A 21,396-nucleotide genomic window follows, 5' to 3' on the forward strand; every position below is an offset into this window, starting at 1 on the left:
GTCCATATCTATAGGTACGAACTCACCGGTCCGTCGGTTCGACGCGGTCTAGGAATCGGTCTCGTCGACGACAACCGTAGGTTTGGCCCTGCGCACCGTATTTCGCGCGGTCGCGGCCAGCCGGGCCAGCCGGGCGTCGCCGAGCGCGGTCACCGCGTTGCCCAACCGGTTGGTGACGAAGGCGATCGACATGCCGAGCTCCGGATCGGCATAGGCCCCCGACCCGCCGACGCCGTAGTGCCCGAACGCCTTTCGCGGCTGCTGCTTGGACATCAGCACCGGGCGGTGATACCCGAGGGTGAACCGCAGCGGCAGCCCGAGCACGTAGTCGCGGCTCTCGGCGGGCTGCACCTGGTTGATGGTCTCGATCGTCTCCGGCCGCAGGAACTGCACTGTCGCGCCGGTGCCAGGTACGTAAACCCGGCCGTGGTCGGCAAGCGCCCCATACATTCTGGCCAGCGCCCGCGCCGAGAAGACGCCGTTCCAGCCGGGCATCACCGCATCGTGCACCCGCGGGTCGCGGACCAGCTCGTCGAAGCTCTCCGGCATGCCCGCCTCGGCCAGCCCGCGGATCGGGCGCACCCAGGACAGCACCGACGAGGCGGTGTTCCAGCGGATGCCCGGCGGGCTCAGGTGCGGGAAGATCTTGGCGATCCGATAGCGCTCGGATTCCGGTACCCGGAACCAGAATTCGTCGAGGCCGAGCGGCTCGGCGATCTCCCGGCGCACCACGTCGATGAACGGATCGCCGGTGACCCGCTGCACGATCTCGGCGACCAGCCAGCCGAAGGTGATCGCGTGATAGCCGGAGGTGCGGATGCGGCGCGGGTCCGGCGGGCTGTCGGCCAGCGCCCGGATCACCGCGTCGTAGTCGAGGATGCCCTCGCGGCCGGGGACCAGGCCACGTACCCGATGCAGTCCGGCGCGGTGCGAGAGCACATCGCGCACGGTGATGTCGTCCTTGCCGTGCGCGCCGAATTCGGGCCAGTACCGGGCGACCGGCGCGTCGTAGTCGATCAGGCCGCGTTCGGCCAGCCGGTGCACCACGGTTGAGGCGACGCCCTTGCCGGTGGAGAAGGTCAGCGCGACGGTCTCGCCGTTCCAGCGCCGATCCTGGCCGGCCCAGCCGCCCCAGATGTCCACCACGGGCTTGCCGTCGAGATAGACGGCCAAGGCGCCGCCGCCACGATTCGGTTGGCTGAACATGCCGAAGAATTGATCGGCCAGGCGGATGAATCGCGGGTCGACCAGCATCTCTTTGGGCGCGGCCAGCTTGCCGTTCGCCGAATCGGCGGCGTCGAAACCGCCGGGTGCCATTGCCGAAACCATGGGGTCTCACCTCCTCGGAGCGCTTGCGAGAGCGAATGCGCGAGGCCGCACCACCTGTCGCGGGGTGCGTCCCTCAGGGTAGCTGGTGCGCCGGGGTCTGCCAGCGGCCGAAGGGCGTGCTGAGGCAGGTGTCGCCGGTCCGCGAATTCCAGGCGAAAGCCCCGCCACCGAGGCACACCACCGTGTGATCGGCGCTCTGCGCGCCGGCCCGCGACCCGTCCAGCGCGACCGATATCGCGACGACCGGCACGCCGGGGCTCTGCGAAACCTCGTCGCTGTCAATGGAACTCAGGGCGATCGCGTCCTGGCCGATGCCGATCGCGATGGGCATCCCGCCCGCACCGTTGCTGGCGCCGACGCCACCGCGCACACCGACGCCGACCGCGGTGGCCCCGGTGGTGGCGCTCGCATAACCGACACCGTCGATGCCCAGGGATTTCGCCTGTCCGAGCAGGTCGGTAGCGGCCCGGCAGGCGGTGCGCCCGTCGATGACTGTGATGTCCGTCCCGTTCTCCGAAGTGCAGTGCGCATCGGTAGCTGAGGCGACGCCCGGCAGTACAAGGGAGGTGATAACCGCGGCGGCCGAGCAAACGATCACGCTGATCAGCTTCACGGGTACCTCCTCTCCAACTCTGAAACCCCACTGTACTCAGATCGGTTGCTGGAACCTCGATTCCACAGAGCGCTTGCGAGTCGCGAATGCGCGAAGCCGCACGGTCGAGTCGACGTGTGCGCGTTCCATGGTGTATGCATGGCGTGTATTTCAAGCACAGCTTTATTTTGTTTACTTCGGATTCTTACGGGGGCGTGAGTTCGGAGCGTGACAGCTCGGGAGGACTGTTTCGTGTCTGGTCAACTGACCTGGGGTCGTGTCGCGTTTACGACATTTATCGCGGCGGCCGCATTGGCACTAGTCGGCTGTAGTTCGACGGTCAGCGGCCACGCGCAGCCCGCGGTGGACAACGGCACCATCAACGCCGTATCGATCACCAGCACGCCGAAGCCCTCCCCGGGCCGGCCGACCACCGGCAAGCCGACGCCGACCAGCAAGGGCGGCAACACCGACTTCCAGGCCAACGAGGGCGATTGCGTCACCCTCGGCGGTACCACCTCGAACGCCACCATCGCGAAGGCGTCCTGCGGTAGCCGCGCGGCGAACTACAAGGTGATCGGCAAGGCGCCGAAGAGCACGCAGTGCGTCGGTGACGCCGACAACTACTACGCCGAGACGCTCAACGGCATCGAGCAGGGCGCGTACTGCCTCGACATCGACTGGGTGGTCGGCGGCTGCATGGACGTCGGCGGGGACGACCCCAAGCGGGTCGACTGCACCGGCGCCTCGCCGGTCAAGGGTGTCAAGGTGGTCAAGCGGGTGGAAGGCGCCGACGATGTGAACGTCTGCGGTAGCGGCACCGGATACGTCTACGAGAAGCGCCACTTCGTCGTCTGCGTCCAAGAGATCTGACACCGTTGCGCCCAGCGTGAACTGCCAGGCAACCAGGTGCCGGGCAGCTAAGTTGGGTCGGTGAGCACGACTGATCTGCCCCGGCTGAAATCCACCACCGGCCGCTGGATTCTGCTGGCCACCATCCTCGGTTCGTCGGTGGCCTCGCTCGATGCCACCGTCGTCAATATCGCGCTGCCCCGCATCGGTGAGTCGCTGGATACCGATGTGGCCGGGCTGCAATGGACGTTGAACGGGTACACGCTGACGCTGGCCTCGTTCATCCTGCTCGGCGGCTCGCTGGGTGACCGGCTCGGCAGGCGCAAGGTGTTCGTCTGGGGCACCATCGGTTTCGCGGTGGCCTCGGTGCTGTGCGGCGCCGCGATGAACATCGAGATGCTGGTGTTCGCGCGCATCCTGCAGGGCATCGCGGGCGCCATGCTGACGCCGGGCAGCCTCGCGCTGATCTCCTCCTCCATCGACCGGCGTGACCAAGGCGCGGCGATCGGGCTGTGGTCGGGCTTCGGCGGGGTGGCCGGCGCGCTCGGGCCGTTCCTCGGCGGCTGGCTGATCGAGCTGGCCGGCTGGCGCGCCATCTTCTTCATCAATGTGCCGCTCGCCCTCGTGGTGGTGCTCGTCGCGCTGAAACACGTGCCGGAGAGCCATGATCCGAATGCCAAGGCACGGCTGGACGTGCCGGGCGCGGTGGTGGTCGCGCTCGCGTTGGGCGCGCTGACCTTCGGTCTGATCGAGACCATGCCGCTGCTGATCGTGGCGGGCGTGCTGCTGCTCGCCGCGTTCGTGGTGATCGAGATGCGCAGCGACCACCCGCTGGTGCCGCCGGTGCTGTTCGCGTCGCGGGTGTTCACCGCGGCCAACCTGGTCACCCTCGCGGTCTATGCGGCGCTCGGCGGTGTGTTCTTCCTGCTGATTCTGGAATTGCAGCTGGTGGCGGGATATTCGCCGCTGATGTCAGGCGTGGCGACGGTGCCGATCACGCTGATCATGCTGGTGCTGTCGGCGCCCGCCGGGCGCTGGGCACAGCAGCACGGACCGCGCATTCCGATGACGATCGGTCCGCTGCTCGCCGCGGGCGGCCTGGTGCTGCTGCTGCGAATCGGGCCGGACACCACGTATCTCACCGATGTGCTGCCCGGTGTGCTCGTCTTCGGCTTCGGTCTCGCGGCGCTGGTCGCCCCGCTCACCGGGGCCGTGCTCGGCGCGGTGCCGTCCAGCGAGGCGGGTATCGCGTCCGGGGTGAACAACGCCGTCGCGCGGACCGCGCAGCTGCTCGCCGTCGCGGCCTTGCCCGGCCTGGCCGGAATCTCCGGCGCGCTGGGCGATCCGGTCGCCTTCAACCATGGCTTCGGCACCGCCATGTGGATCTGTGTCGGCCTGCTACTCGCCGGTTCGGTACTCGCGGCCGCACTGCTGCGGCAGCCGCGCCACCCCGCCACCTTGGACAGCGTCGATTGCATGCCGCAGTGCGCGGTGGCCGGACCCGCGCTCGCCCCAGCGGTGCACGACGAGAAACTGGCGCCATAACGAAAAATGAGCGGGCGCCCCCGGTTCGATCAACCGGGGGCGCCCGCCCACTTCTCAGGTCTGGTGGAGACGTTCAGATCGGTATATAGCCAGCGCCAACGCCGCCACGGGCGTTGATGTCGTCCATGATCGTGCTCATGTTCGTGCCGACCTCGGGGCCGAAGCAGGCCATGGCCAGGTAGGCGTTCACCATGCCGACGAGGGTGGAGCCGATGACGACCGGCGCGCCGGAATCGCCTTCGACGACGCACATCTGGCTCCAGGTCTCCATGTTCGACCCGAACACGTCGCCCCAGCTGATACCGCAGGTGTTTCCGGTGGTGCGGCCTTCCTTGCACACGATGTTGGGGAATGCCGCGGGCGCGCCGAGTCCGGTGATGGTGACGTTGCCGACCCGGTTCACCGGGACGATCTTGCCCGGCTCGAACTGGATCACGGCGTAGTCCAGATCATGGTTGGAGTAGACGAACCGGCCGATCACACCGGCGCCGCGGTTGGCCTCCGCGAAAACCTCGGCACCGGGATCACCGCAGTGGCCCGCGGTCAGGCCGACGAGCCGCCCCGCGTTGTCGTGGCCGACGGTGGTGACGGTGCACTCGAATTGGTTGTCGATGATGATGCCGGAACCGCCGCCCACGACCGGCGGGCCCGGCTCGGCCTGAGCGGCCCCCGCGCCCGTCCCGAGTAGCGCCGCACCGAGGGCTACGGCGAAGGCGGCGGTGGCCACCTTGGCGAGTTTGCTGAACATGTCCCTCCAGACGTCGGAAGCCCGCACGATATCAATCTGTCGCACCCATCGTGTCAGTATTCGTGTCCGGGCGCGTCATCTACTGCGGGGTGTCCACGCGGGCGAGCCTTAACCCCATTTTTAGACATAAGCACATTATGTCTCTTATTCGTAATAATAGCGACCAGCTATGAAAAAGGTCGATGGCCGCTTCGAGTTTGTACTCGAACAGTAGTACAGCCCGTTCTGTTCGGTTCCGGAAACAAATGCGATTTTGAATGAACTCTTTCCGAATAAATTAGCGTCATGATCATGTCTGGGCGGCGGATTCGCCGGGTTGACCTGTAACTTGTTCCAGAAGATCCACCCTGTTTTTTGGGCGCCGACCCAATGTCGGTGGCCTGCGTCATAGCGTTTAGAGCACAGTGACCGAGGTCTATGACTGCAATCACAGGAGGGTGGTGTGTTCTGGCTTACTACGTAGTAAGGTGCGTCAAGCAAACAAGTCGTCGGGGCAGCCAACCGGCGTCGAGAGGGGTTAGCCAGTGCAGTCGACCAAGAGTCCTCCAACAGGATCACGGATGAGTGATGCGGTCGATTGGACCAAGGGTTACTGGGCCGACCATCCGAAGGCTTCGCTGGAGACCTTCGGCCGCCAGATCACCATGGGAATCGCGGCGGTCGCCGAACTGTTCATCGCAATCTTCCGGCGCCGCTTCCCCTTTCATGAGTTCATCCGCCAGTGCGCGTTCATGGCGAGTGTCTCCGCCGCGCCCACCCTGCTGGTCGCCGTCCCGATCGGTGTCATCGTATCGATCCAGGTCGGCTCGATCGCAGGCCAGGTCGGCGCCACCTCGTTCATCGGTGCGGCCAACGGCCTCGGCATCATTCAGCAGGGCGCTCCCCTCGTCACCTCGCTGATGATCGCCGGCGCCGTCGGCTCCGCGGTGTGCGCCGATCTCGGCTCGCGCACCATCCGCGAAGAGATCGACGCGATGAAGGTGATGGGCGTCGACCCGATGCGCAGGCTGGTCGCCCCCCGGCTCGGCGCGGCGATGCTGGTCAGTGTGCTGCTCTGTGGCTTCGTCGTTTTTGTCGGATTCTTGACTGGTTACATCTTCAACATTTTCGCGCAGAACGGTACGCCGGGTTCCTACATCGGTACGTTCTCGTCGTTCGCGGTTACTACCGATCTCTTTGTCGCGCTGGTCAAATCGTTGATTTTCGGGCTACTCGCCGCAATCATCGCCTGCGACAACGGATTGAACGCTCGCGGTGGCCCCGGCGGCGTGGCCAACGCGGTGAATTCCGCGGTGGTGAGTTCCGCCATCATGTTGTTCGGCGTGAATCTCGTCATCACCCAGGTGTACAACGCACTGTTCCCGTCACAGGTGGTCTGAGTGTCGTCGACATATGTTCCCCCGCTGCTGCGGCCGTTCCAGCAGCTTCGCAGGTCCGCGAACGCGCCGGTCGATCTGCTCGCCAGGCTGGGCCACCAGGTGTTCTTCCTGCTGCGCTCGATCGGCTCGATCCCGTTGGCGCTCAAGCACTATCCCAAGGAAGTGTGGCGGCTGCTCTCCGACGTCAGCTGGGGCAACGGAAACCTGGTCGTCGGCGGCGGCACCATCGGAGTCGTGGTCATCCTCAGCGCGTTCGGCGGGATGACCGTCGGCATCCAGGGCTACAACTCACTGAACCTGTTGGGGCTCAGCCCGATCACCGGCGCCATCTCCGCCTTCGCCACCACGCGCGAACTCGGCCCGCTGCTCGCCACCATCGCCTTCGCCGCGCAGGCGGGCTGCCGGTTCACCGCGCAACTGGGCGCCATGCGCATCTCCGAGGAGATCGACGCGCTGGAGTCCATCGCGATCCGGCCGCTGCCCTACCTGATCAGCACCCGGATGTTCGCGGCGATGGTCGCCATCATCCCGCTGTACTGCCTCGGCCTGGCCATGGCCTACATCTCCTGCTCGCTGACCGTGCAGCTGATCGGCGGCACCGCCAGCGGCACCTACCAGCACTACTTCTACCAATTCCTGGTGCCGACCGACGTGATCTACTCGCTGCTCAAGGCGATCCTGTTCGTCGCGATCACCACGTTCATCCAGTGCTACTACGGTTTCTTCGCCTCCGGCGGACCGGAGGGCGTCGGCGTCGCGGCCGGCCGGGCGATCAAGGTGTGCATCATCGCCGTCGTCTTCGCGAACCTGTTCATGACTTTGGCGATCTGGGGCATCAACCCCGGCATCAGGATCTCGGGGTAGCACCAGATGATCATCGATCCCAGTGGGCGTGGACCCACGATGCGTCAGCTGCTTGTCGCCGGCCTGGCCGGCCTGATCGTGCTCGCGCTGGTGCTCGGCTTCCTGACGCTGCGATACCAGGGCTACTTCGTCGAGAAGGTGAACGTCACGGCGAACCTCACCACCACCGGTGACGGTCTGCCCTCGCAGGCCGACGTGAAGTTCCGCGGCGTGCTGGTCGGCGCCGTCAAGCAGGTCGAGGTGGCGGCCAAGGGCGAGCTGCAGAAGGTGCAGATCGAGGTGAAGCCGGAGTTCGCCAAGGGCGTGCCCGCCAACGTCACCGCCCGGGTGGTGCCGAGCAACCTGTTCGCCGTCACCTCGGTCGAGCTGGTCTTCAACGGACCGGCCGACCAGTACCTGCACGAGGGCTCGATCATCGAAGAAGACCGCAGCAAGGGCACGCTCGCGCTGCAGGACACGCTCACCACAGTGCGCAACATCCTCGACCGGATCGATCCGGTGCAGTTCGGTCGCGTGCTCGGCACGCTGTCCCAGGCGCTCGACGGCAGCGGCCGGATGCCCGGCTCGACCGTCGAGCGGTTCGACCACTGGCTGCAGTCGGTCGACGACGCGATCCCGAACCTCGGCGTGATGCTCGGCGACTTCTCCAGCTCGTTCCACGCGCTGAACGAATCCTCGCCGGAGCTGCTCGACGTGCTCGGCACCTCGGTGCAGACCGCGCGCACCATCGCCGATCGGCGCAGCGAGCTCGTCGCGCTGATCACCGGGACGAGCAGCACGGTCGACACCGTGAACGATCTGTTCGCCCGCAACGGCGACATCGGCAAGCAGGTCACCGCGGGCACCAGCGACATGTTCGGTGCGGTGGCCGCCGACCCGAACGCGATCACCCAGACGATCCTGAATCTCAGCGAGATGACCCGCAAGATGGATTCCACCTTCACCTGGGGTCCGCAGCAGCAGCAACGGTGGGACGCGGGCATCACACTCACCCCGTACAAGCCGTACACGGTGGCCGACTGCCCGCGCTACGGCGACCTGGCCGGACCGAGCTGTGCCACCGCGCCCGCGGTGAACGAGCTGCCCCCGCTGCCGGACAACCTGAAGCCAAGGGCGCTCGACTCGGCGGCCGGTCTGCCGCCGGTGGTGCCGATGCCGGGCCTGCCGGTGATTCCCGGTGTCACCACGCCGGATTCGCGGCCGGCCGAGGGCATCGTGCCCGCTGCGCCGCGTCCGTTCGCGGGCACGCCGCTCGAGGGGCTGTTCCCGATGCTGCCCGGCCTCGGTCAGCCACCGGCCCCGGCGCCCGCCCCCGCTCCTGCCCCCGTGGCGCCGGCCGCGGCGCGCACCCCGGCCGCGGGCGATATCTCCTACCAGGGTGACGCGGCCATCGCCATGTTGCTCGGCCGTCAACCGACCACCGCCGAATACCTGCTGCTGAGCTCGATTTTGAAGGGCGGGACCATGCACGTGGCCGAAAACCGGGTAGGCCGATGAGCGAGCGCAGCGAGCGAATCATGTGCCAGCGTGCAATGCGCGTGACGGAACCGAGCGCTAGCGAGGTGGAGTCATGAGTATTCGTAAACCGCTGATCGGCTTCGGCATCTTCGCGATCGTTTCGATTCTCGTCACGGTGCTCGTCTGGAATACCTTGGCGCGCATCGTCGATGGTGACACCAACACCTACTCGGCGACCTTCACCGACGTGCTCGGTTTGCACGAAGGCGACGACATCCGAATGGCCGGTGTGCGAGTCGGCAAGATCGAGAAGATCGCGCTGGAACGGGACCCGAAGTCGAAGAAGCAAGTGGCCAAGGTGACCTTCGTCGTGCAGCGGGATCAAACGCTGTTCGACGACACCAAAGCCCTTGTCCGCTACCAGAACTTGATCGGCCAGCGTTATGTGGCGTTGGCGCCGGGCAAGTCGTCCAGCCCGGCGCAGCTGAAGAACAATGCGTCGATTCCGCTGGACCGGACCGAGCCGTCGTTCGACGTTTCGGGTCTGCTCAACGGTTTTCAGCCGCTGTTCCAGGCGCTGCAGCCCGAGCAGGTGAACCGCCTTTCGGAGACCTTCATCCAGGCCCTGCAGGGTGACGGAGTCTCGTTGAGCGCGTTCATCGTTCAGGCCGCGCAGCTGGCCACCGACTTCCAGCGTCGCGATGCGATCCTGTCCGATGTGATCTCCAACCTCTCCGGTGTGATGGCGGGGTTGGCCAGACGAGGTGATGAATTGGAGACCCTGGTGACCCAGACCCGGGCCTTGATCGGCGGGTTGTACGAGCAGGGCCAGTCGCTGCAGACCTCGACGGTGCAGATCGCCAACGCGACCAGCTCGCTGGTCGGCATGGTCGATCAGATCCAGCCGAAGCTGCAGGCCGCCCAGAACTCCACCAGCGCCGCGCTGACCCTGCTGCTCGCCAACGGCGCCAAGCTGGATCAGGCCGCGATCGACCTGCCGAACATCATTTCGGCGGCGGGCAGGCATACCGAGGAGGGCGGCTACGCCAACGCCTACCTCTGCGGCTTGGACGTCTCGCTCTACGGCGTGCTGTTCCCGCGCGGCCTGTTCTCGCAGATCGGTGGCACTTCGCACTCGGCGGTGTGCCGCCCATGATGACGAAGATGAAGGCAAGGTTCGCCGCCAACCGCTACTTCTGGCTGGGCATTCTCGGCGGTGCGCTGATCGTCGCGCTGCTGCTCGCGTCCAGCGCGGTCAAGCTGGTCGGCGTCGGTGAGCAGTCGATCAAGGCCGAGTTCGTGCAGGCCGCCGGGATCAAGGTCGGCGACCGGGTGAACGTCGCGGGCGTGACCAGCGGCCGGGTGGACGGCGCGAAGCTCGAGGGTGACCACGTGCTGCTGACGCTGAGCGTCGACAACGGCGTGAAGTTCGGCCCCGACGCGCGCGCCTCGATCAAGATGGCCACGCTGCTCGGCGCCAGGTACGTCGATCTGGATCCCGGCGACGGCTCCGGCCTGAAGGGCGGCCGAATCCCGGTGTCCAACACCGCGGTTCCGTACAACCTGGCCGACGTGGTGCAGCAGGGCACGCCGAAGTTCGAGGCGCTCGACACCAAGAAGCTGTCCGACTCGCTGAACCTGATCAACCAGCAGATGGGCGATTCTCCCCAGCTGATGGCGCAGGCGCTGGACAGCGTCGGTGCCCTGGCCAAGGTGATGGACACCCGCAAGGACGAGGTCGACAGCCTGCTCAAGGATCTGAATCGGGTCACCCAGATCCTCGGCGACAACCGCAACAGCGTGCTGCTGGTGATCACCCAGGGTGAAGCCATCGCGAATCGGGTGATGGAGCGTCAGGGTCTGCTGCGCCAGCTGCTCGACAATGTCGCATCGCTGACCAAACAGCTGCAGCAGATCGGCGCGCAGAACGACAACCAGCTCGGCCCGACCATCGAGCAGCTGAACACCATGTCCGAGGGCTTGCAGAAGAACAAGGACAACCTGGACCGCCTGCTGTCGCTGATGCCGCCGACGGTGCGCTACCTGGCGAACTCCTGGGGTGGCAACGGACCGTACGGCAGCGTCGGGCTGCCGTGGATCTTCCCGGACAACTGGCTGTGCTTCGCTCAAGTTATAGAGGGGTGCCAGGGATGACCTTCCTGAAGGCCGTCAAGGTACGGACCGTCGCAAAAATGCTCATGGTCAGCGCCGCCGCACTGGCCGTCGGCAGCTGCTCGCTGGTACCGAGTTCGGTGAACAACGCGCTGGGCCAGACGATTCAGGTCACCGCGGACTTCGAGAACATCGCGGGCATCTACGAGGGCAACCCGATCACCGTGCTCGGGCTCGACGTCGGCAAGGTCGAGAAGATCGTGCCGAAGAGCACCTTCATCGAGGTGCACATGTCGATCGACAAGGACGTGAAGATCCCGAAAGACGCGATGGCCGCGATCATTTCACCGTCCATCGTCACCGACCGGCACGTCGAGCTCACCCCCGTCTACACCAAGGGCGACACCTTGGCCGACGGCGCGCACCTGCCACTGGCCAAGACCAAGACCCCGGTCGAACTCGACACGATGATCAAGACCATCGATCAGTTCGCCGCCGCGCTCAAGCCGGAACCGGGCAGCGAGGGCATCGGCCCGCTCTCGGGCCGGGTGCTGTACCCGATGGTGAACGGCAACGGCGAGAAGATGCGCGACACCCTCAACGCGCTGTCCGGCGCGTTGAAGGTCGGCGTGGACAACAAGGACGCGGTCTCCAACATCATCGTCAAGCTCAACGAGCTCACCACGATGCTGGCCGACAACGACCAGTCGGTGCGCGACTTCAGCAACCGGATGACCCAGATGACCGGCCTGCTCGCCGATCAGGCGCCCGGCCTGGAGGCGACGCTGAACCAGATCAACGACTTCCTGGCCAATACCAGCACCACTCTCGCGCAGCATCAGGACCAGCTGGGTAGCAGCCTGGCCGGCTTGACCAAGGTCACCCAGCAGCTGCGCGACAACGCCTACGGCCTCACCGAAATCGTCGACGTGGCGCCGATGGTCTTCCAGAACGTCAACAACATCATGAATCGCGAGCACGGCTACGTCCGGCTGAGCGCGCTCATCGGCACCACGTTGAGCGGCGAACTGGTGAGCCTGTTCTGCGAGCGGATCCAGATGAAGGCAGACGGGTGCCGAACCGGGAACATGCAGGACTTCGGACCCGACTACGGTCTCACCGCGGCGCTGCTGGGGCTGACGAAATGACGTACCGAATGACGATCAAGGCACGCCGCGCGCTGATCGCCGTCGCGGCGGTGGCCGGTGTCGGCATCACCTCGGGTTGCGGTCTCACGGTGGAGAAACTGCCACTGCCCAAGCCCGGCGTTTCCGGTGACACCTACACCGTGCACGCGGTTTTCGAGAACGCGTTGAACCTGCCGGACCAGGCGAAGGTGAAGATCGGCGGCTCCGATGTCGGCGTGGTGTCCAACATCAAGACCAAGAATTTTCAGGCGGTCGTCGACCTGACCATCAGCAAGGACATCGAGCTGCCCAGGGACAGCACCGCCGAACTGCGCCAGGCTACCCCGCTCGGTGACGTGTTCGTCGCGGTGTCCAAGCCGAAGACCGAGCCCGGCACGAACATGCTGCACGACGGCGACACCCTGGGCCTGGACAAGACCTCCGCGGGCGCGACCGTCGAGCAGCTGCTGATCTCGATCTCCATGCTGTTCAACGGCGGTGGCGTGGCCAGCCTGAGCAAGCTGACCTCGGAGCTGGACTCGATAGTCGGCGGTCGTGGCGGTCAGCTGTCGCATCTGATCACCGAGATGACCGGTGTGGTCGGCAGTTTGAACGACAACAGCGCGAAGGTCGACGGCGTGCTGAACGAGTTCAGCGCGCTGGCCAACACCATCGAGGCCCGCCGTGGCGAGCTCGGTCAGGTGGCCGATACGCTGCCGCAGATGATCGGCGCCATCGCCGAGAACAACAGGGCCATCGGCGATCTGCTGACCAAGGTGTCCACCACCAGCGCCGCGCTCGGCGACTACGCCGACACCTCGGGCCAGCAGCTGGGCAGCTTGCTCGACAACACTCACCAGCTGATGGACGCGCTGGCCAACACCGGTGACAACCTCGGCATCCTGCTCGATCGGCTGAAGGTGATCCGGCCCAAGGTCGATGCCACCTTCCGCGGCAAGAGTTTTGCGGTCTACGCCACCGCGACCAACCTCGATCTCAGCGCGCTGACCGATCCACAACATGGTGGATTGCAGGATCTGCGCGACATCCAAGACCTCGCGGGCAGCCTGATCCAGGTCCTGCAGATCGTGCAGGGTCGAGTGCAGGGGGGCCACCGATGATGGCGAAACTGATGCGGCACAAGCTGGTGCTGTCGAGCATCGGCCTGGTGCTGGTGTTCCTGATCGGCGCCACCTACCTGATGATCAGCATCATGCGGGTGAACCCGCTCAAGTCCACCTACACCGTGACGGTGAACCTGGATCGTTCGGGCGGGCTGCAGCCGGGCAACGATGTGACCCTGCGCGGTTACCGGGTCGGCAAGGTCACCTCGATCAAGCTGACCGATCGCGGGCAGGCCATCGCCGCGGCGGCCGAGATCGAGAGCAAGTACAAGATCCCGGTCGACACCGCGATCTCGGTGCAGGCGCTCTCCGGTGCGGGCGAGCAGTACATCGACTTCCGTCCCGGCACCGAGCAGGCGCCGTTCCTCGGCGACGGCGCGGTGATCAAGTACGACGCGGACAAGATCAAGACGCCGACCCCGATCTGGTCGGTCCTGGACAACTCCAGCGCGCTCATCGCACAGGTCGATCCGGACAAGTTCGGCGTCATCCTGCGTGAGCTCGACACCGCGCTCAGCGGCGGCCCGGATCAGTTGCGCGGCATGGTGAATGGCATCAGCCTGGCCATGGCGGGCTTCGACAGTCTGTTGCCGCAGACCACGAACCTCATCGCCAACCTGCGCACCATCGCGGACACCACCTCGAATGCCCAGCCCGACCTCGGCACGCTGACCCGCAATTCCGGCACGCTGTTCAGCCAGTTCAACAATGCCAACGCCGAGCTGCAGGGCATCCTGGAGAAGGCGCCGGGACAGTTGAGCAGCCTCGGCGCGGTGCTCGACAAGACCAGCGACCCGATCACCAGCCTGGCCACCAATTTCGCGGCGATGACCAAGGCCGCGCAGCTGCGGCTGCCCGCGTTGCGCGCGCTGTTCCCCTCGCTCGCGCTCGGCGCGGACGCGCTGGGTGTGCCCGCGCACGACGGCGAGTTCCACGCCATCATCGACATCTGGCCGCGGCCGTACTGCACGTACAACGTGACGCAGCTGCGCAACGAGGTCGTCCAGGACGGCACGATTCGCAAGTGGAACTACTGCGAGAACCCGCCGCCCGGGTCCGAAATCCGTGGCGCGGCGAACGCGCCGCGACCCGATGTGCCGAACAACGGCGCGCATATGCCGCCGGGTGTGGATCCGAACGAGCGGACCCTGCCCCCGGTGAAGTGAGGTGCCCCCGGTCCCGCGGCGAAACCGTGGGTCCGGGCATACTCGCCGAGAGAACGCGTACGGTTCGCCCGAGATGCGGGCCCGTCAGTCGATCGGTGCGCCCGCGCGCCGGGAAAGTGCAGGTTTGTATCGATGTCCACCGACGACGCCGACACCAACAAGGATGCCGAGACCGCTGCGGACACCACGGCCGATCAGGCCGAGGATGCCGCGGTGGCGAAGCCCGAACTGTCGAAGGCGGACCCAGCGCCGTCGAAGTCCGACAAGGTAGCGACCGACAAGGTCGATGAGGCGCCGAAGACCGATCTCGGTAAGGGCGCGGGCAGTCCCGCCACCTCGGGTCGGTCCACCTCGGTGCCGCTGATCGCCGCGTTCGTGGCGGGCGTGCTCGCGGTGGCCGCGATCACCGCAGTGGTGGTGTTCTTCCTGCAGGGCAAGGACCGCGGCGAAAAGATCGACGCGATCCACGATGCGACGGCGGCCGGCTGCAACTTCGGCAAGGACGTCTCGATCTACGACTACACCAAGAACCTCGACGACTACTTCACCAAGGTGAAGTCCGGTGCGAGCGGCGAATTCCTGAAAGAGTTCGACGATGCGACCAAGGCGCTCAAGGACGCGATGGTGCAGGCGCAGGTGAAGTCCTGGGTCGACGATGTGCAGTGCGGTTACCAGTCCGGTGACAAGACCGAGGCCAAGGTGCTTGTCACGCTCACCCAGTACCGGACCAACTTCACCCAGACGACGCCGGAGCGGCAGTTCGTCGTGGTGATCGCGCAGCTGACCAAGTCCGGCGACAAGTGGCTGGTCGAGAAGCTCGATTCGCCGATGCTCAAGGGTGCCGGCACCGCGCTGCCCGGTGCGCCTGCTCCGGGTGCGCCCGCGCCCGGCGGAACGCCGGCTCCGGGCGGCCAGCCCGCACCTGCCCCGGCTCCGGGCAACTAGCGGTAACGAGTGCCTCCGGCGGTGGGCCGAGCCACCACCGCCGGAGGTCATTCGGGCAGTTCGTTATCCGCACTCCCCGATCAGAACAGCATCAGAGCCTGCGGCGCCGACGGCGCGGCCGCCTTCCCCGCGGCCTGGTCGATCGGCGCTTCCGGCGCCGTCGGCGTTTCTACCACAGTCACCGCGGGAATTTCCGCAGTGTTCGCCTCGGCGACGGCCGTGGTCGCGGCCACCTTCCGAGCCGCTTCACCGGCAAGCGCGTCGGCCTGCTCGTTGAAGTAGTTGCCGACATGTCCACGGACCCACCGGAACCGGACGGGGCCGGGCCTGCCGGCGATGGATTTATCGATCTGTCGGATGAGTTCGACGTTCTTCACGGCGCCACCGGTGGAGGTGCGCCAGCCGTTGAGCCGCCAACTGGAGATCCATTCCGACGCGCACTTGATCGCGTAGAGCGAATCGCTTTCGATCAGTAGGGGTTCGGCGCCGGGATGGGCGAGAATCGCCTCCAGTACCGCGCGTAGCTCCGCCACCTGATTGGTGCCGGAGGGGCCGCCGCCGCTCGACGAGGAGCCCTGATGATTGACCCAAGCCCAGCCGATGGCGCCGCCGGGGTTGCGGAGGCAGGATCCGTCGGTGCTCACGATGATCATGGCTGGCACCCTACGCAATCCGACCGACAAGATCGGTACCGTGGAATTCTTCTATCTCCCTTCGCAATTGGGACTCGGTGCGGCGGAGCGCCGTTTTCACGGCGGAATCCACCAGACCGACACAGAGGCGCCCCAGCAAGCCACGCGGGGGGCTGTACTCCGCCTCGGACGTCAGCACCGACCGCCCGTATCCGAGCGGATCGAAGCGCAGCGTCAGGGTCCCGGACAAACGCCCACGCAGCGTATACCCGATCACCACGTTGCGACGATATTCGGTGACCTCGCATGTCATCGTCGGCCGCCAGAGCACCAGCCGCGCGCTGGTCGTGAACTGGGCGCCGAGGCCGGAGTCGAGTTCGCCGGTCGGCTCGAAGGCGGCGACCGCGAACATCCAGTCCGGTACGAACAGATGATTGTCCGTGTAGGTGAAGGCCACCTCGACCGGCGCCCCGACGTCACTCGCGTACTTGATGTGGCCCATAGGCCCTCCCTGTTCCACGACTGGCGTTAAAAGTACTACAGCTCTCCTCTTTATTGGGGTGGTTGCGCGGTATTTGGTGTGCCGGTTTTCCACATTGCTACCGGGCGGTTGCTTGGTTGCTCGCGGCCGGTCAATAGCTGTATTGGACCGGTCGGTCTTCTTCTAGGGCGAGTTATCGGCGCACAGTTGATCGACGATGTGCTCCGCGATCGGCATGGCGGAGGTGGCCGCCGGCGACGGTGCGTTGAGTACATGCATCGAGCGTGGCGTGCGCTCGATCATGAAGTCGTGCACCAGCGTTCCGTCGCGCAGCACCGCCTGCGCGCGGATGCCCGCCTCGCGCGGCCGCAGATCGGCCAGGGTCAGCTCGGGACAGTAGCGCCGGCATTCGGCCAGATAACCGCGCTTGAACAGCGAGTTGCGCAGTTCGCGCAGCCCGGTCCGGACATTCGCCGCGGCCACCCGGTGCACGCCGGGAAAACCGAGCACCGCCCGCGCGTCCCTGGCGTCGAAACTGCCCTTGCGATAGCCCTCCCTGGCCAGCCCGAGCACCGCGTTCGGGCCGACCGTCAACGTGCCGTCGATGGTCGGACTCAGATGCACGCCGAGGAAGGGCAGCGTGGGATCGGGGATCGGGTAGATCAGCGTGCGCACCAGCCCGGCCCGCTCCGGCGGCAGCTGGTAGTACTCGCCGCGAAACGGCACTATCCGGAAATCGTTGCGCAGCCCGGCCATTCGAGCCAGTCGATCGGCCTGTAGGCCCGCGCACGCCACCAGGGTGCGGGCCGTCCACGATCCGGCCGGGCCTGCGGCGGTGACCGTGCCGTCGGTTTCGGTGAGCGCGGTGATCTCGGCGCCGAAGACCAATTGCCCGCCCGCCGAACGGACCTCGTCGGCCAGCGCGGTGGTGATGGCGGTGTAGTCGACGATGCCGGTGTCCGGCACGAACAACGCGCCGACGCCGGTCACTTTCGGCTCGCGTCGATGGAGTTCGGCGGCGTCGAGCAGCTCGACCGCGACGCCGTTGGCGACCGAACGCTCGTGCAGCGCCAGCATCCTGCGTTGCTCGGCCGCATCGGTGGCGACCAGCAGCTTGCCGCACACCTCGAACGGAATCCCGTGCGCCGCAGCGAATTTCTTGGTCCACTCGGCGCCGCGGCGGCACAGTCGCGCCTTCAGGCTGTCCGGCGGATAGTAGATGCCCGAGTGGATGACGCCGCTGTTGTGGCCGGTCTGGTGGGTGGCCAGCGCGTCGGCCTTCTCCAGCAGCACGAGGGTCGCGCCGGGATGGCGGTGCAGTATTCGATGCGCGGTCGCCACCCCGACGATGCCACCGCCGATCACACAGAAGTCGTACGTACTGTTCGGCATACCGAGAACAGTAGGCCGAGAGTTATACCGCCACGGTGGGTTCCGTGCCGCGGTGTGTGCTCGGTGCGGTCGCCGGGTCCGTCGTGGTCGGATCGTGCACCGCGGTCGTGTCCGGCGCGGGTTTGGTATTCGGTGCCGGGGTGCGGTTGAGGTGCAGGTCGTGGTCGCCGAGCGTCGGATCGGTCAGCATCAGCACCACTTCGCCACTGCGCGTGTCGAATTCGGTGCGCAGCCGGGTCACGCCGGTGGACTTCGGGTGCTCGTCGAGCGGGGTGCGGCCGGTCAGCACGGTGAAGGCGTTGGTGCCGACGGTGATCGAGATCGTGTCGGTACGCACGGCGGCGACCTGCGCGTCCACGTAGGCGTCGCCGAGCAGCCATTTGCCGCCGACGGTGCTCGGGTGCGATACGACCGCCGAATCAGGGCCATGGTCAGCCGCTTTCGGGCTCGGCACGACCACATCTACTGGGTGCCGGGTGAATACGGCGGGCAGTTCGTGGTGGCCGCCGGTCAGCACGGTGTCCGTCCATCCGGCATCGCTGGTCGAATCCTCGACGGCTTGCGCCGAAGGTGTGGCGACATCGCCGCCGGGCCGGTTGAGGTCGGCCATCTGGTGCACGATGTAAGAGCCTGCGACCACAGTGAGGCTGAGGCTGGCGGCACCAGCGAGGACGATCGCTGCGTGCCGAGCGACCTGGACATGCGGCCTCGCCCATCCGCGACTCGCAAGCGCTCCCTGTTTATTTCTGGTCACGATGCGTTCCTTCCCTGCTTCCCCTGGCAGCTGGCTCGCATCGTTGAAAGCCGTACGGTTGTCCAGGTTACGGCGCGGTCGTACGGGGTACCGCCCCGGAGAGACCAGGATCACAGTCGTAGACGGATCGGCCGCTGAATCATCGCCGAATCCGTCGATTGTTTATGTTTCCAGCACCTCAAGGGCGGGTAAATAACTCACTAGCTGGCGAGCGTCATCCTCGACTGCCACATCGAGACACCCGGCCAATGGCGTCCGGCCGACACGAACGGCGCACCCAAGTGTGGCGCTCGCCCGCTCCAGAAAACGATGGATCGGGTCGGGTGCGCGACGGCCGGATGTACGCATCCGGCCGTCGTTGCCGTTTCCGGCGATATTTCAGGCGAACTGACCCGCCGTGCGACCCGTGCCCGTCGGTCCCGCGAAAGCCTGTGCGAGGGTGAGCCATTCCGCCGCGTCCGCGCCGACCGTCTCGAGCGCGAGGTCGTCGGGGTGGCGGCGCTGGGTCACCAGCAGGCAGAAATCGAGGGCCGATCCGGTCACCCGCTGCGCGGCGTCCTCGGGTCCCCAGGACCAGATGGTGCCGTCGGGCGCGGTGAGCTCGATCCGGAATTCGGCTGTGGGGGGCGTCTTTCCGTGCACGGTGTAGGCATAGTTCCTGGTCCGCGCGCCGATGTGGGCCACGGTGCGCAGCCGCGCGGTGGGAGTGCGGGTGATGCCGAGCGCGTCGGCCACGTCCTGGCCGTGCGCCCAGGTTTCCATGATGCGGGCGGTGATCATCGAGGCTGCGCTCATCGGCGGGCCGAACCATGGCAGCTTGCTGCCCGCGGGGACCATGCGCAGTGCGTCGGTGAGGGCCTGCCGGCCGCGGTGCCACCGGTCCAGCAGCTCCGCGGGCGGCGTGGTCGAGGCTGCTTCGGCGGCTTCGTCGACGAAGGTCGTCGCCTTGGGTGCGGCCTCGGCGACCAGTCGCTGGAAGCCTTCGTCATCGGCGGCGGCGAGCGTGGCGACCTCATCGGTCCAGGCCAGATGGCCGATCTGATGGGCGATGGTCCAGCCGGCCGCGGGTGTCGGGCGGGCCCAGTCGGCCGCCGCCAGCGGGGTGACGATGCGTTCCAGGTCCGCGCACTCGTCGGCGAAATCGTTGAGCAGCGCCTCGAGGTCAGCCATCTGTTCCCTGTCTATTTGCGGCGTTCACGGGTCCCTCCGTGGTCACGCAGGCTGCCGCCTCCGGGCCCGTCGCTCACGCCGCGTGCCGATCAGTCGAACGCACACCACCTCGTGTGCCGTCGCGGTTCAGCATCGCAGCGGCCGCTCAAAAATGCAAGCACGCGTGCTTGTATTTGGACCGACTGCCCAGAAGGCTTGGCTACCAGCCGAAAATGATCAGGTGCGAGGCGCCGACCGCCAGCCCGAGCACCGCGCCGTGCAGATAGAGCAGCCACGCGTCCTGCTCGACCGAGGCATAGAACATCTCCATGAACTCCCCCGGCGTCAGCTGGCGAAGCTTGCGCGCCGCGAACACGTCGATGGTCTTGGCCTGCTCCAGGATGAATTCCTCGTCCTCGGCCAGGCTCGGCGCGAGCCCGACGGCGGCACCGGCCGCGCCCGCCTTGAGGTTGTCGAACTGGCGACGGCCCAGCGCCGCGCGCACGAACGAGGTGGTCGGGCCGAGCTGCCGATGGATCTCGTCGGAGACGAGCCGTTCCAGCAGCTGACGGGTCTTGTCGCCGTTGGGTCCGTCCAGCAGCTCCCGCGACAGGTTCGGCAGGGTGAGCACCTGGTAGGCCAGAATGTGCGCGAGGTCGGTCGCCGCCTGCGGCTGCCGCTTGGCCAGCAGCGCCTGCTGCCACAGGTACTTGTACCAAGGCTGCGGGTCGCCGGGCTCGAACACCATCTTGACCGCGATGACATTGACGATCACGCCGATCGCCGCCGAGGCGAGCAACACGATCACCCAGCCCGGCACCCAGCCGAGCACCGGAATGTGCTGGTGCACATGCATATACAGCGCGAGCAGCAGACCGAACGGCGCGCCGAGCAGGCCGATCCGGACCATGAAGCGCAGCTCCGGCGCCGCGATCGTGGTGGTCAGGTCCTTGAGGATGCCGGGATTGTCCTGCAGGTACCGGATGACGAAGCTTTTGATGTCGATGAGCTGATCGACGTTGTCGCCCAGCGATTCGAACGCGCGTCGCGACAGCGCGGGCATCTCCCGATCGACCCGCTGGTAGATGATCTGCTTGGCCGCGCGCGGCACGGTGCGCCACAGGTCGGGGTTCTCCCGGTTCATCAGCTCGTCGACCAGCGGCTGCACCTGCTTGCGGGCGAGCACCGCGACGTAGTCGGCGATGCCGTCCAGGTCGAGTTCGTGGATGAAGTCGCGCGGACTGCCGATCCGCATCAGCGCCTTGTCGACGCAGATGCTGGCCATCTTCTCGGCCCGTGCCGGAATGAAGCCTTGGAATCCGAGCTGCTGCCCGTCTCCGGAGAACGTCGGCAGCACCTGCACCCGGCGCGGGAAATACGGATAGAGCAGATGCAGACCCGGGATCCGGAAGCCGCGAAATCGCTCCGGCCAGAACAACATCAGCACGCCGGTCCAGTTGGTCAGCCAGCCCGCCAGCGCGCTGAAGATCGGGAACGTCACCAGATCGACCACGAACTTGGACTGGCCCGTCAGATCTTCCCAATCGATGAACACGCCGGCGGCGAGTGAACTCATCGATGGATCTCCCTAGGCCGAACCGACGGAACCGCCGGTATGAGGTATCAAGGCCCCAACATTGTCATTGCGCCGGAGCGAGTGTCAACGCGGGCGCACGGTAGCGCGGCGGGGCTACCATGAGCGCGCCCGAGCTGGACCTGGGCGTGAGCCTGACATCCCCCACGCGCG

20 protein-coding genes are annotated in these 21,396 nt (G+C 66.3%); 11 read left to right on the forward strand and 9 right to left on the reverse strand.

Translation table 11 applies throughout. The features are described from left to right. Nucleotides 1-48: 48 nt before the first annotated feature. Nucleotides 49-1,254: a serine hydrolase domain-containing protein gene (locus ABZ942_RS09090; protein WP_357380382.1), complete on the reverse strand. Its 1,206-nt coding sequence runs from the start codon at nt 1,252-1,254 to the stop codon at nt 49-51. A 148-nt stretch (nt 1,255-1,402) separates the two neighbouring features. Further along, complete coding sequence (locus ABZ942_RS09095) at nt 1,403-1,942, reverse strand: DUF6764 family protein (RefSeq protein WP_357380161.1); 540 nt, start codon at nt 1,940-1,942, stop codon at nt 1,403-1,405. A gap of 231 nt (nt 1,943-2,173) precedes the next feature. On the opposite strand from ABZ942_RS09095, the gene ABZ942_RS09100 reads away from it, so the two are divergent. Together ABZ942_RS09100 and ABZ942_RS09105 are read left to right on the forward strand one after the other, a co-directional pair. Beyond that, nucleotides 2,174-2,794, forward strand: coding sequence for a hypothetical protein (locus ABZ942_RS09100; protein ID WP_357380162.1), 621 nt, complete (start codon nt 2,174-2,176; stop codon nt 2,792-2,794). A gap of 60 nt (nt 2,795-2,854) precedes the next feature. Beyond that, the gene (locus ABZ942_RS09105; RefSeq protein WP_357380163.1) at nt 2,855-4,318 is read left to right on the forward strand and encodes an MFS transporter; all 1,464 of its coding nucleotides are present in this window, start codon (nt 2,855-2,857) and stop codon (nt 4,316-4,318) included. A gap of 73 nt (nt 4,319-4,391) precedes the next feature. On the opposite strand, the gene ABZ942_RS09110 is transcribed toward ABZ942_RS09105, so the two are convergent. Beyond that, nucleotides 4,392-5,066, reverse strand: coding sequence for a serine protease (locus ABZ942_RS09110; RefSeq protein WP_357380164.1), 675 nt, complete (start codon nt 5,064-5,066; stop codon nt 4,392-4,394). A gap of 560 nt (nt 5,067-5,626) precedes the next feature. Between ABZ942_RS09110 and ABZ942_RS09115 the strand changes: the two genes are divergently transcribed. The 9 genes from ABZ942_RS09115 (at nt 5,627) to ABZ942_RS09155 (ending at nt 15,241) form a co-directional block, all read left to right on the forward strand. Continuing rightward, complete coding sequence (locus ABZ942_RS09115) at nt 5,627-6,445, forward strand: ABC transporter permease (protein WP_357380165.1); 819 nt, start codon at nt 5,627-5,629, stop codon at nt 6,443-6,445. Further along, nucleotides 6,446-7,309: an ABC transporter permease gene (locus ABZ942_RS09120; protein WP_357380166.1), complete on the forward strand. Its 864-nt coding sequence runs from the start codon at nt 6,446-6,448 to the stop codon at nt 7,307-7,309. A gap of 6 nt (nt 7,310-7,315) precedes the next feature. Continuing rightward, nucleotides 7,316-8,806 (forward strand): MCE family protein, encoded by a 1,491-nt coding sequence (locus ABZ942_RS09125; RefSeq protein ID WP_357380167.1) that lies wholly within the window; start codon nt 7,316-7,318, stop codon nt 8,804-8,806. A 73-nt stretch (nt 8,807-8,879) separates the two neighbouring features. Beyond that, on the forward strand, nt 8,880-9,923 hold the full coding sequence (locus ABZ942_RS09130; RefSeq protein WP_357380168.1) for an MCE family protein: 1,044 nt from the start codon (nt 8,880-8,882) through the stop codon (nt 9,921-9,923). Continuing rightward, nucleotides 9,923-10,921, forward strand: a complete 999-nt coding sequence (locus ABZ942_RS09135; RefSeq protein WP_357380383.1) for an MCE family protein — start codon at nt 9,923-9,925, stop codon at nt 10,919-10,921. The genes ABZ942_RS09130 and ABZ942_RS09135 overlap by 1 nt, the downstream gene beginning before the upstream one ends. Then, nucleotides 10,918-12,027, forward strand: a complete 1,110-nt coding sequence (locus ABZ942_RS09140; RefSeq protein WP_357380169.1) for an MlaD family protein — start codon at nt 10,918-10,920, stop codon at nt 12,025-12,027. The genes ABZ942_RS09135 and ABZ942_RS09140 overlap by 4 nt, the downstream gene beginning before the upstream one ends. 8 nt (nt 12,028-12,035) lie before the next feature. Further along, on the forward strand, nt 12,036-13,127 hold the full coding sequence (locus ABZ942_RS09145) for an MlaD family protein (RefSeq protein ID WP_357380170.1): 1,092 nt from the start codon (nt 12,036-12,038) through the stop codon (nt 13,125-13,127). Beyond that, on the forward strand, nt 13,127-14,296 hold the full coding sequence (locus ABZ942_RS09150; protein WP_357380384.1) for an MlaD family protein: 1,170 nt from the start codon (nt 13,127-13,129) through the stop codon (nt 14,294-14,296). The genes ABZ942_RS09145 and ABZ942_RS09150 overlap by 1 nt, the downstream gene beginning before the upstream one ends. A gap of 132 nt (nt 14,297-14,428) precedes the next feature. Then, nucleotides 14,429-15,241 carry a hypothetical protein gene (locus ABZ942_RS09155; protein WP_357380171.1) on the forward strand — a complete coding sequence of 271 codons (813 nt, stop codon included), beginning with the start codon at nt 14,429-14,431 and terminating at the stop codon, nt 15,239-15,241. Nucleotides 15,242-15,321: 80 nt separating this feature from the next. Here the strand turns inward: ABZ942_RS09155 and ABZ942_RS09160 are convergent, their stop codons facing one another. The 6 genes from ABZ942_RS09160 to ABZ942_RS09185 all read right to left on the reverse strand — a co-directional run bounded on the left by ABZ942_RS09160 (nt 15,322) and on the right by ABZ942_RS09185 (nt 21,225). Further along, nucleotides 15,322-15,894 carry a ribonuclease H gene (locus tag ABZ942_RS09160; protein ID WP_357380172.1) on the reverse strand — a complete coding sequence of 191 codons (573 nt, stop codon included), beginning with the start codon at nt 15,892-15,894 and terminating at the stop codon, nt 15,322-15,324. Nucleotides 15,895-15,904: 10 nt separating this feature from the next. Continuing rightward, nucleotides 15,905-16,375, reverse strand: a complete 471-nt coding sequence (locus ABZ942_RS09165; RefSeq protein WP_357380173.1) for an SRPBCC family protein — start codon at nt 16,373-16,375, stop codon at nt 15,905-15,907. Nucleotides 16,376-16,537: 162 nt separating this feature from the next. After that, on the reverse strand, nt 16,538-17,746 hold the full coding sequence (gene lhgO, locus ABZ942_RS09170; RefSeq protein WP_357380174.1) for an L-2-hydroxyglutarate oxidase: 1,209 nt from the start codon (nt 17,744-17,746) through the stop codon (nt 16,538-16,540). A gap of 22 nt (nt 17,747-17,768) precedes the next feature. Continuing rightward, complete coding sequence (locus ABZ942_RS09175) at nt 17,769-18,356, reverse strand: hypothetical protein (protein WP_357380175.1); 588 nt, start codon at nt 18,354-18,356, stop codon at nt 17,769-17,771. 522 nt (nt 18,357-18,878) lie between these two features. Further along, nucleotides 18,879-19,670: a TIGR03084 family metal-binding protein gene (locus tag ABZ942_RS09180; RefSeq protein WP_357380176.1), complete on the reverse strand. Its 792-nt coding sequence runs from the start codon at nt 19,668-19,670 to the stop codon at nt 18,879-18,881. Nucleotides 19,671-19,869: 199 nt separating this feature from the next. Further along, nucleotides 19,870-21,225, reverse strand: a complete 1,356-nt coding sequence (locus tag ABZ942_RS09185) for a hypothetical protein (protein WP_357380177.1) — start codon at nt 21,223-21,225, stop codon at nt 19,870-19,872. Nucleotides 21,226-21,396 lie beyond the last annotated feature (171 nt).

It is taken from the genome of Nocardia sp. NPDC046473, assembly GCF_040645995.1.
Classification (GTDB): Bacteria; Actinomycetota; Actinomycetes; order Mycobacteriales; family Mycobacteriaceae; genus Nocardia.

Bases quoted from the DNA above. Each gene is read 5' to 3' on its own strand.
- ABZ942_RS09090 (WP_357380382.1), bottom strand. From the start codon at position 1,254: ATGCTGGTCGACCCGCGATTCATCCGCCTGGCCGATCAATTCTTCGGC.
- ABZ942_RS09110 (WP_357380164.1), bottom strand. From the start codon at position 5,066: ATGTTCAGCAAACTCGCCAAGGTGGCCACCGCCGCCTTCGCCGTAGCC.
- ABZ942_RS09115 (WP_357380165.1), top strand. From the start codon at position 5,627: ATGAGTGATGCGGTCGATTGGACCAAGGGTTACTGGGCCGACCATCCG.
- ABZ942_RS09125 (WP_357380167.1), top strand. From the start codon at position 7,316: ATGATCATCGATCCCAGTGGGCGTGGACCCACGATGCGTCAGCTGCTT.
- ABZ942_RS09130 (WP_357380168.1), top strand. From the start codon at position 8,880: ATGAGTATTCGTAAACCGCTGATCGGCTTCGGCATCTTCGCGATCGTT.
- ABZ942_RS09135 (WP_357380383.1), top strand. From the start codon at position 9,923: ATGACGAAGATGAAGGCAAGGTTCGCCGCCAACCGCTACTTCTGGCTG.
- ABZ942_RS09140 (WP_357380169.1), top strand. From the start codon at position 10,918: ATGACCTTCCTGAAGGCCGTCAAGGTACGGACCGTCGCAAAAATGCTC.
- ABZ942_RS09145 (WP_357380170.1), top strand. From the start codon at position 12,036: ATGACGATCAAGGCACGCCGCGCGCTGATCGCCGTCGCGGCGGTGGCC.
- ABZ942_RS09150 (WP_357380384.1), top strand. From the start codon at position 13,127: ATGGCGAAACTGATGCGGCACAAGCTGGTGCTGTCGAGCATCGGCCTG.
- ABZ942_RS09155 (WP_357380171.1), top strand. From the start codon at position 14,429: ATGTCCACCGACGACGCCGACACCAACAAGGATGCCGAGACCGCTGCG.
- ABZ942_RS09160 (WP_357380172.1), bottom strand. From the start codon at position 15,894: ATGATCATCGTGAGCACCGACGGATCCTGCCTCCGCAACCCCGGCGGC.
- ABZ942_RS09165 (WP_357380173.1), bottom strand. From the start codon at position 16,375: ATGGGCCACATCAAGTACGCGAGTGACGTCGGGGCGCCGGTCGAGGTG.
- lhgO (WP_357380174.1), bottom strand. From the start codon at position 17,746: ATGCCGAACAGTACGTACGACTTCTGTGTGATCGGCGGTGGCATCGTC.
- ABZ942_RS09175 (WP_357380175.1), bottom strand. From the start codon at position 18,356: ATGGCCGACCTCAACCGGCCCGGCGGCGATGTCGCCACACCTTCGGCG.
- ABZ942_RS09180 (WP_357380176.1), bottom strand. From the start codon at position 19,670: ATGGCTGACCTCGAGGCGCTGCTCAACGATTTCGCCGACGAGTGCGCG.
- ABZ942_RS09185 (WP_357380177.1), bottom strand. From the start codon at position 21,225: ATGAGTTCACTCGCCGCCGGCGTGTTCATCGATTGGGAAGATCTGACG.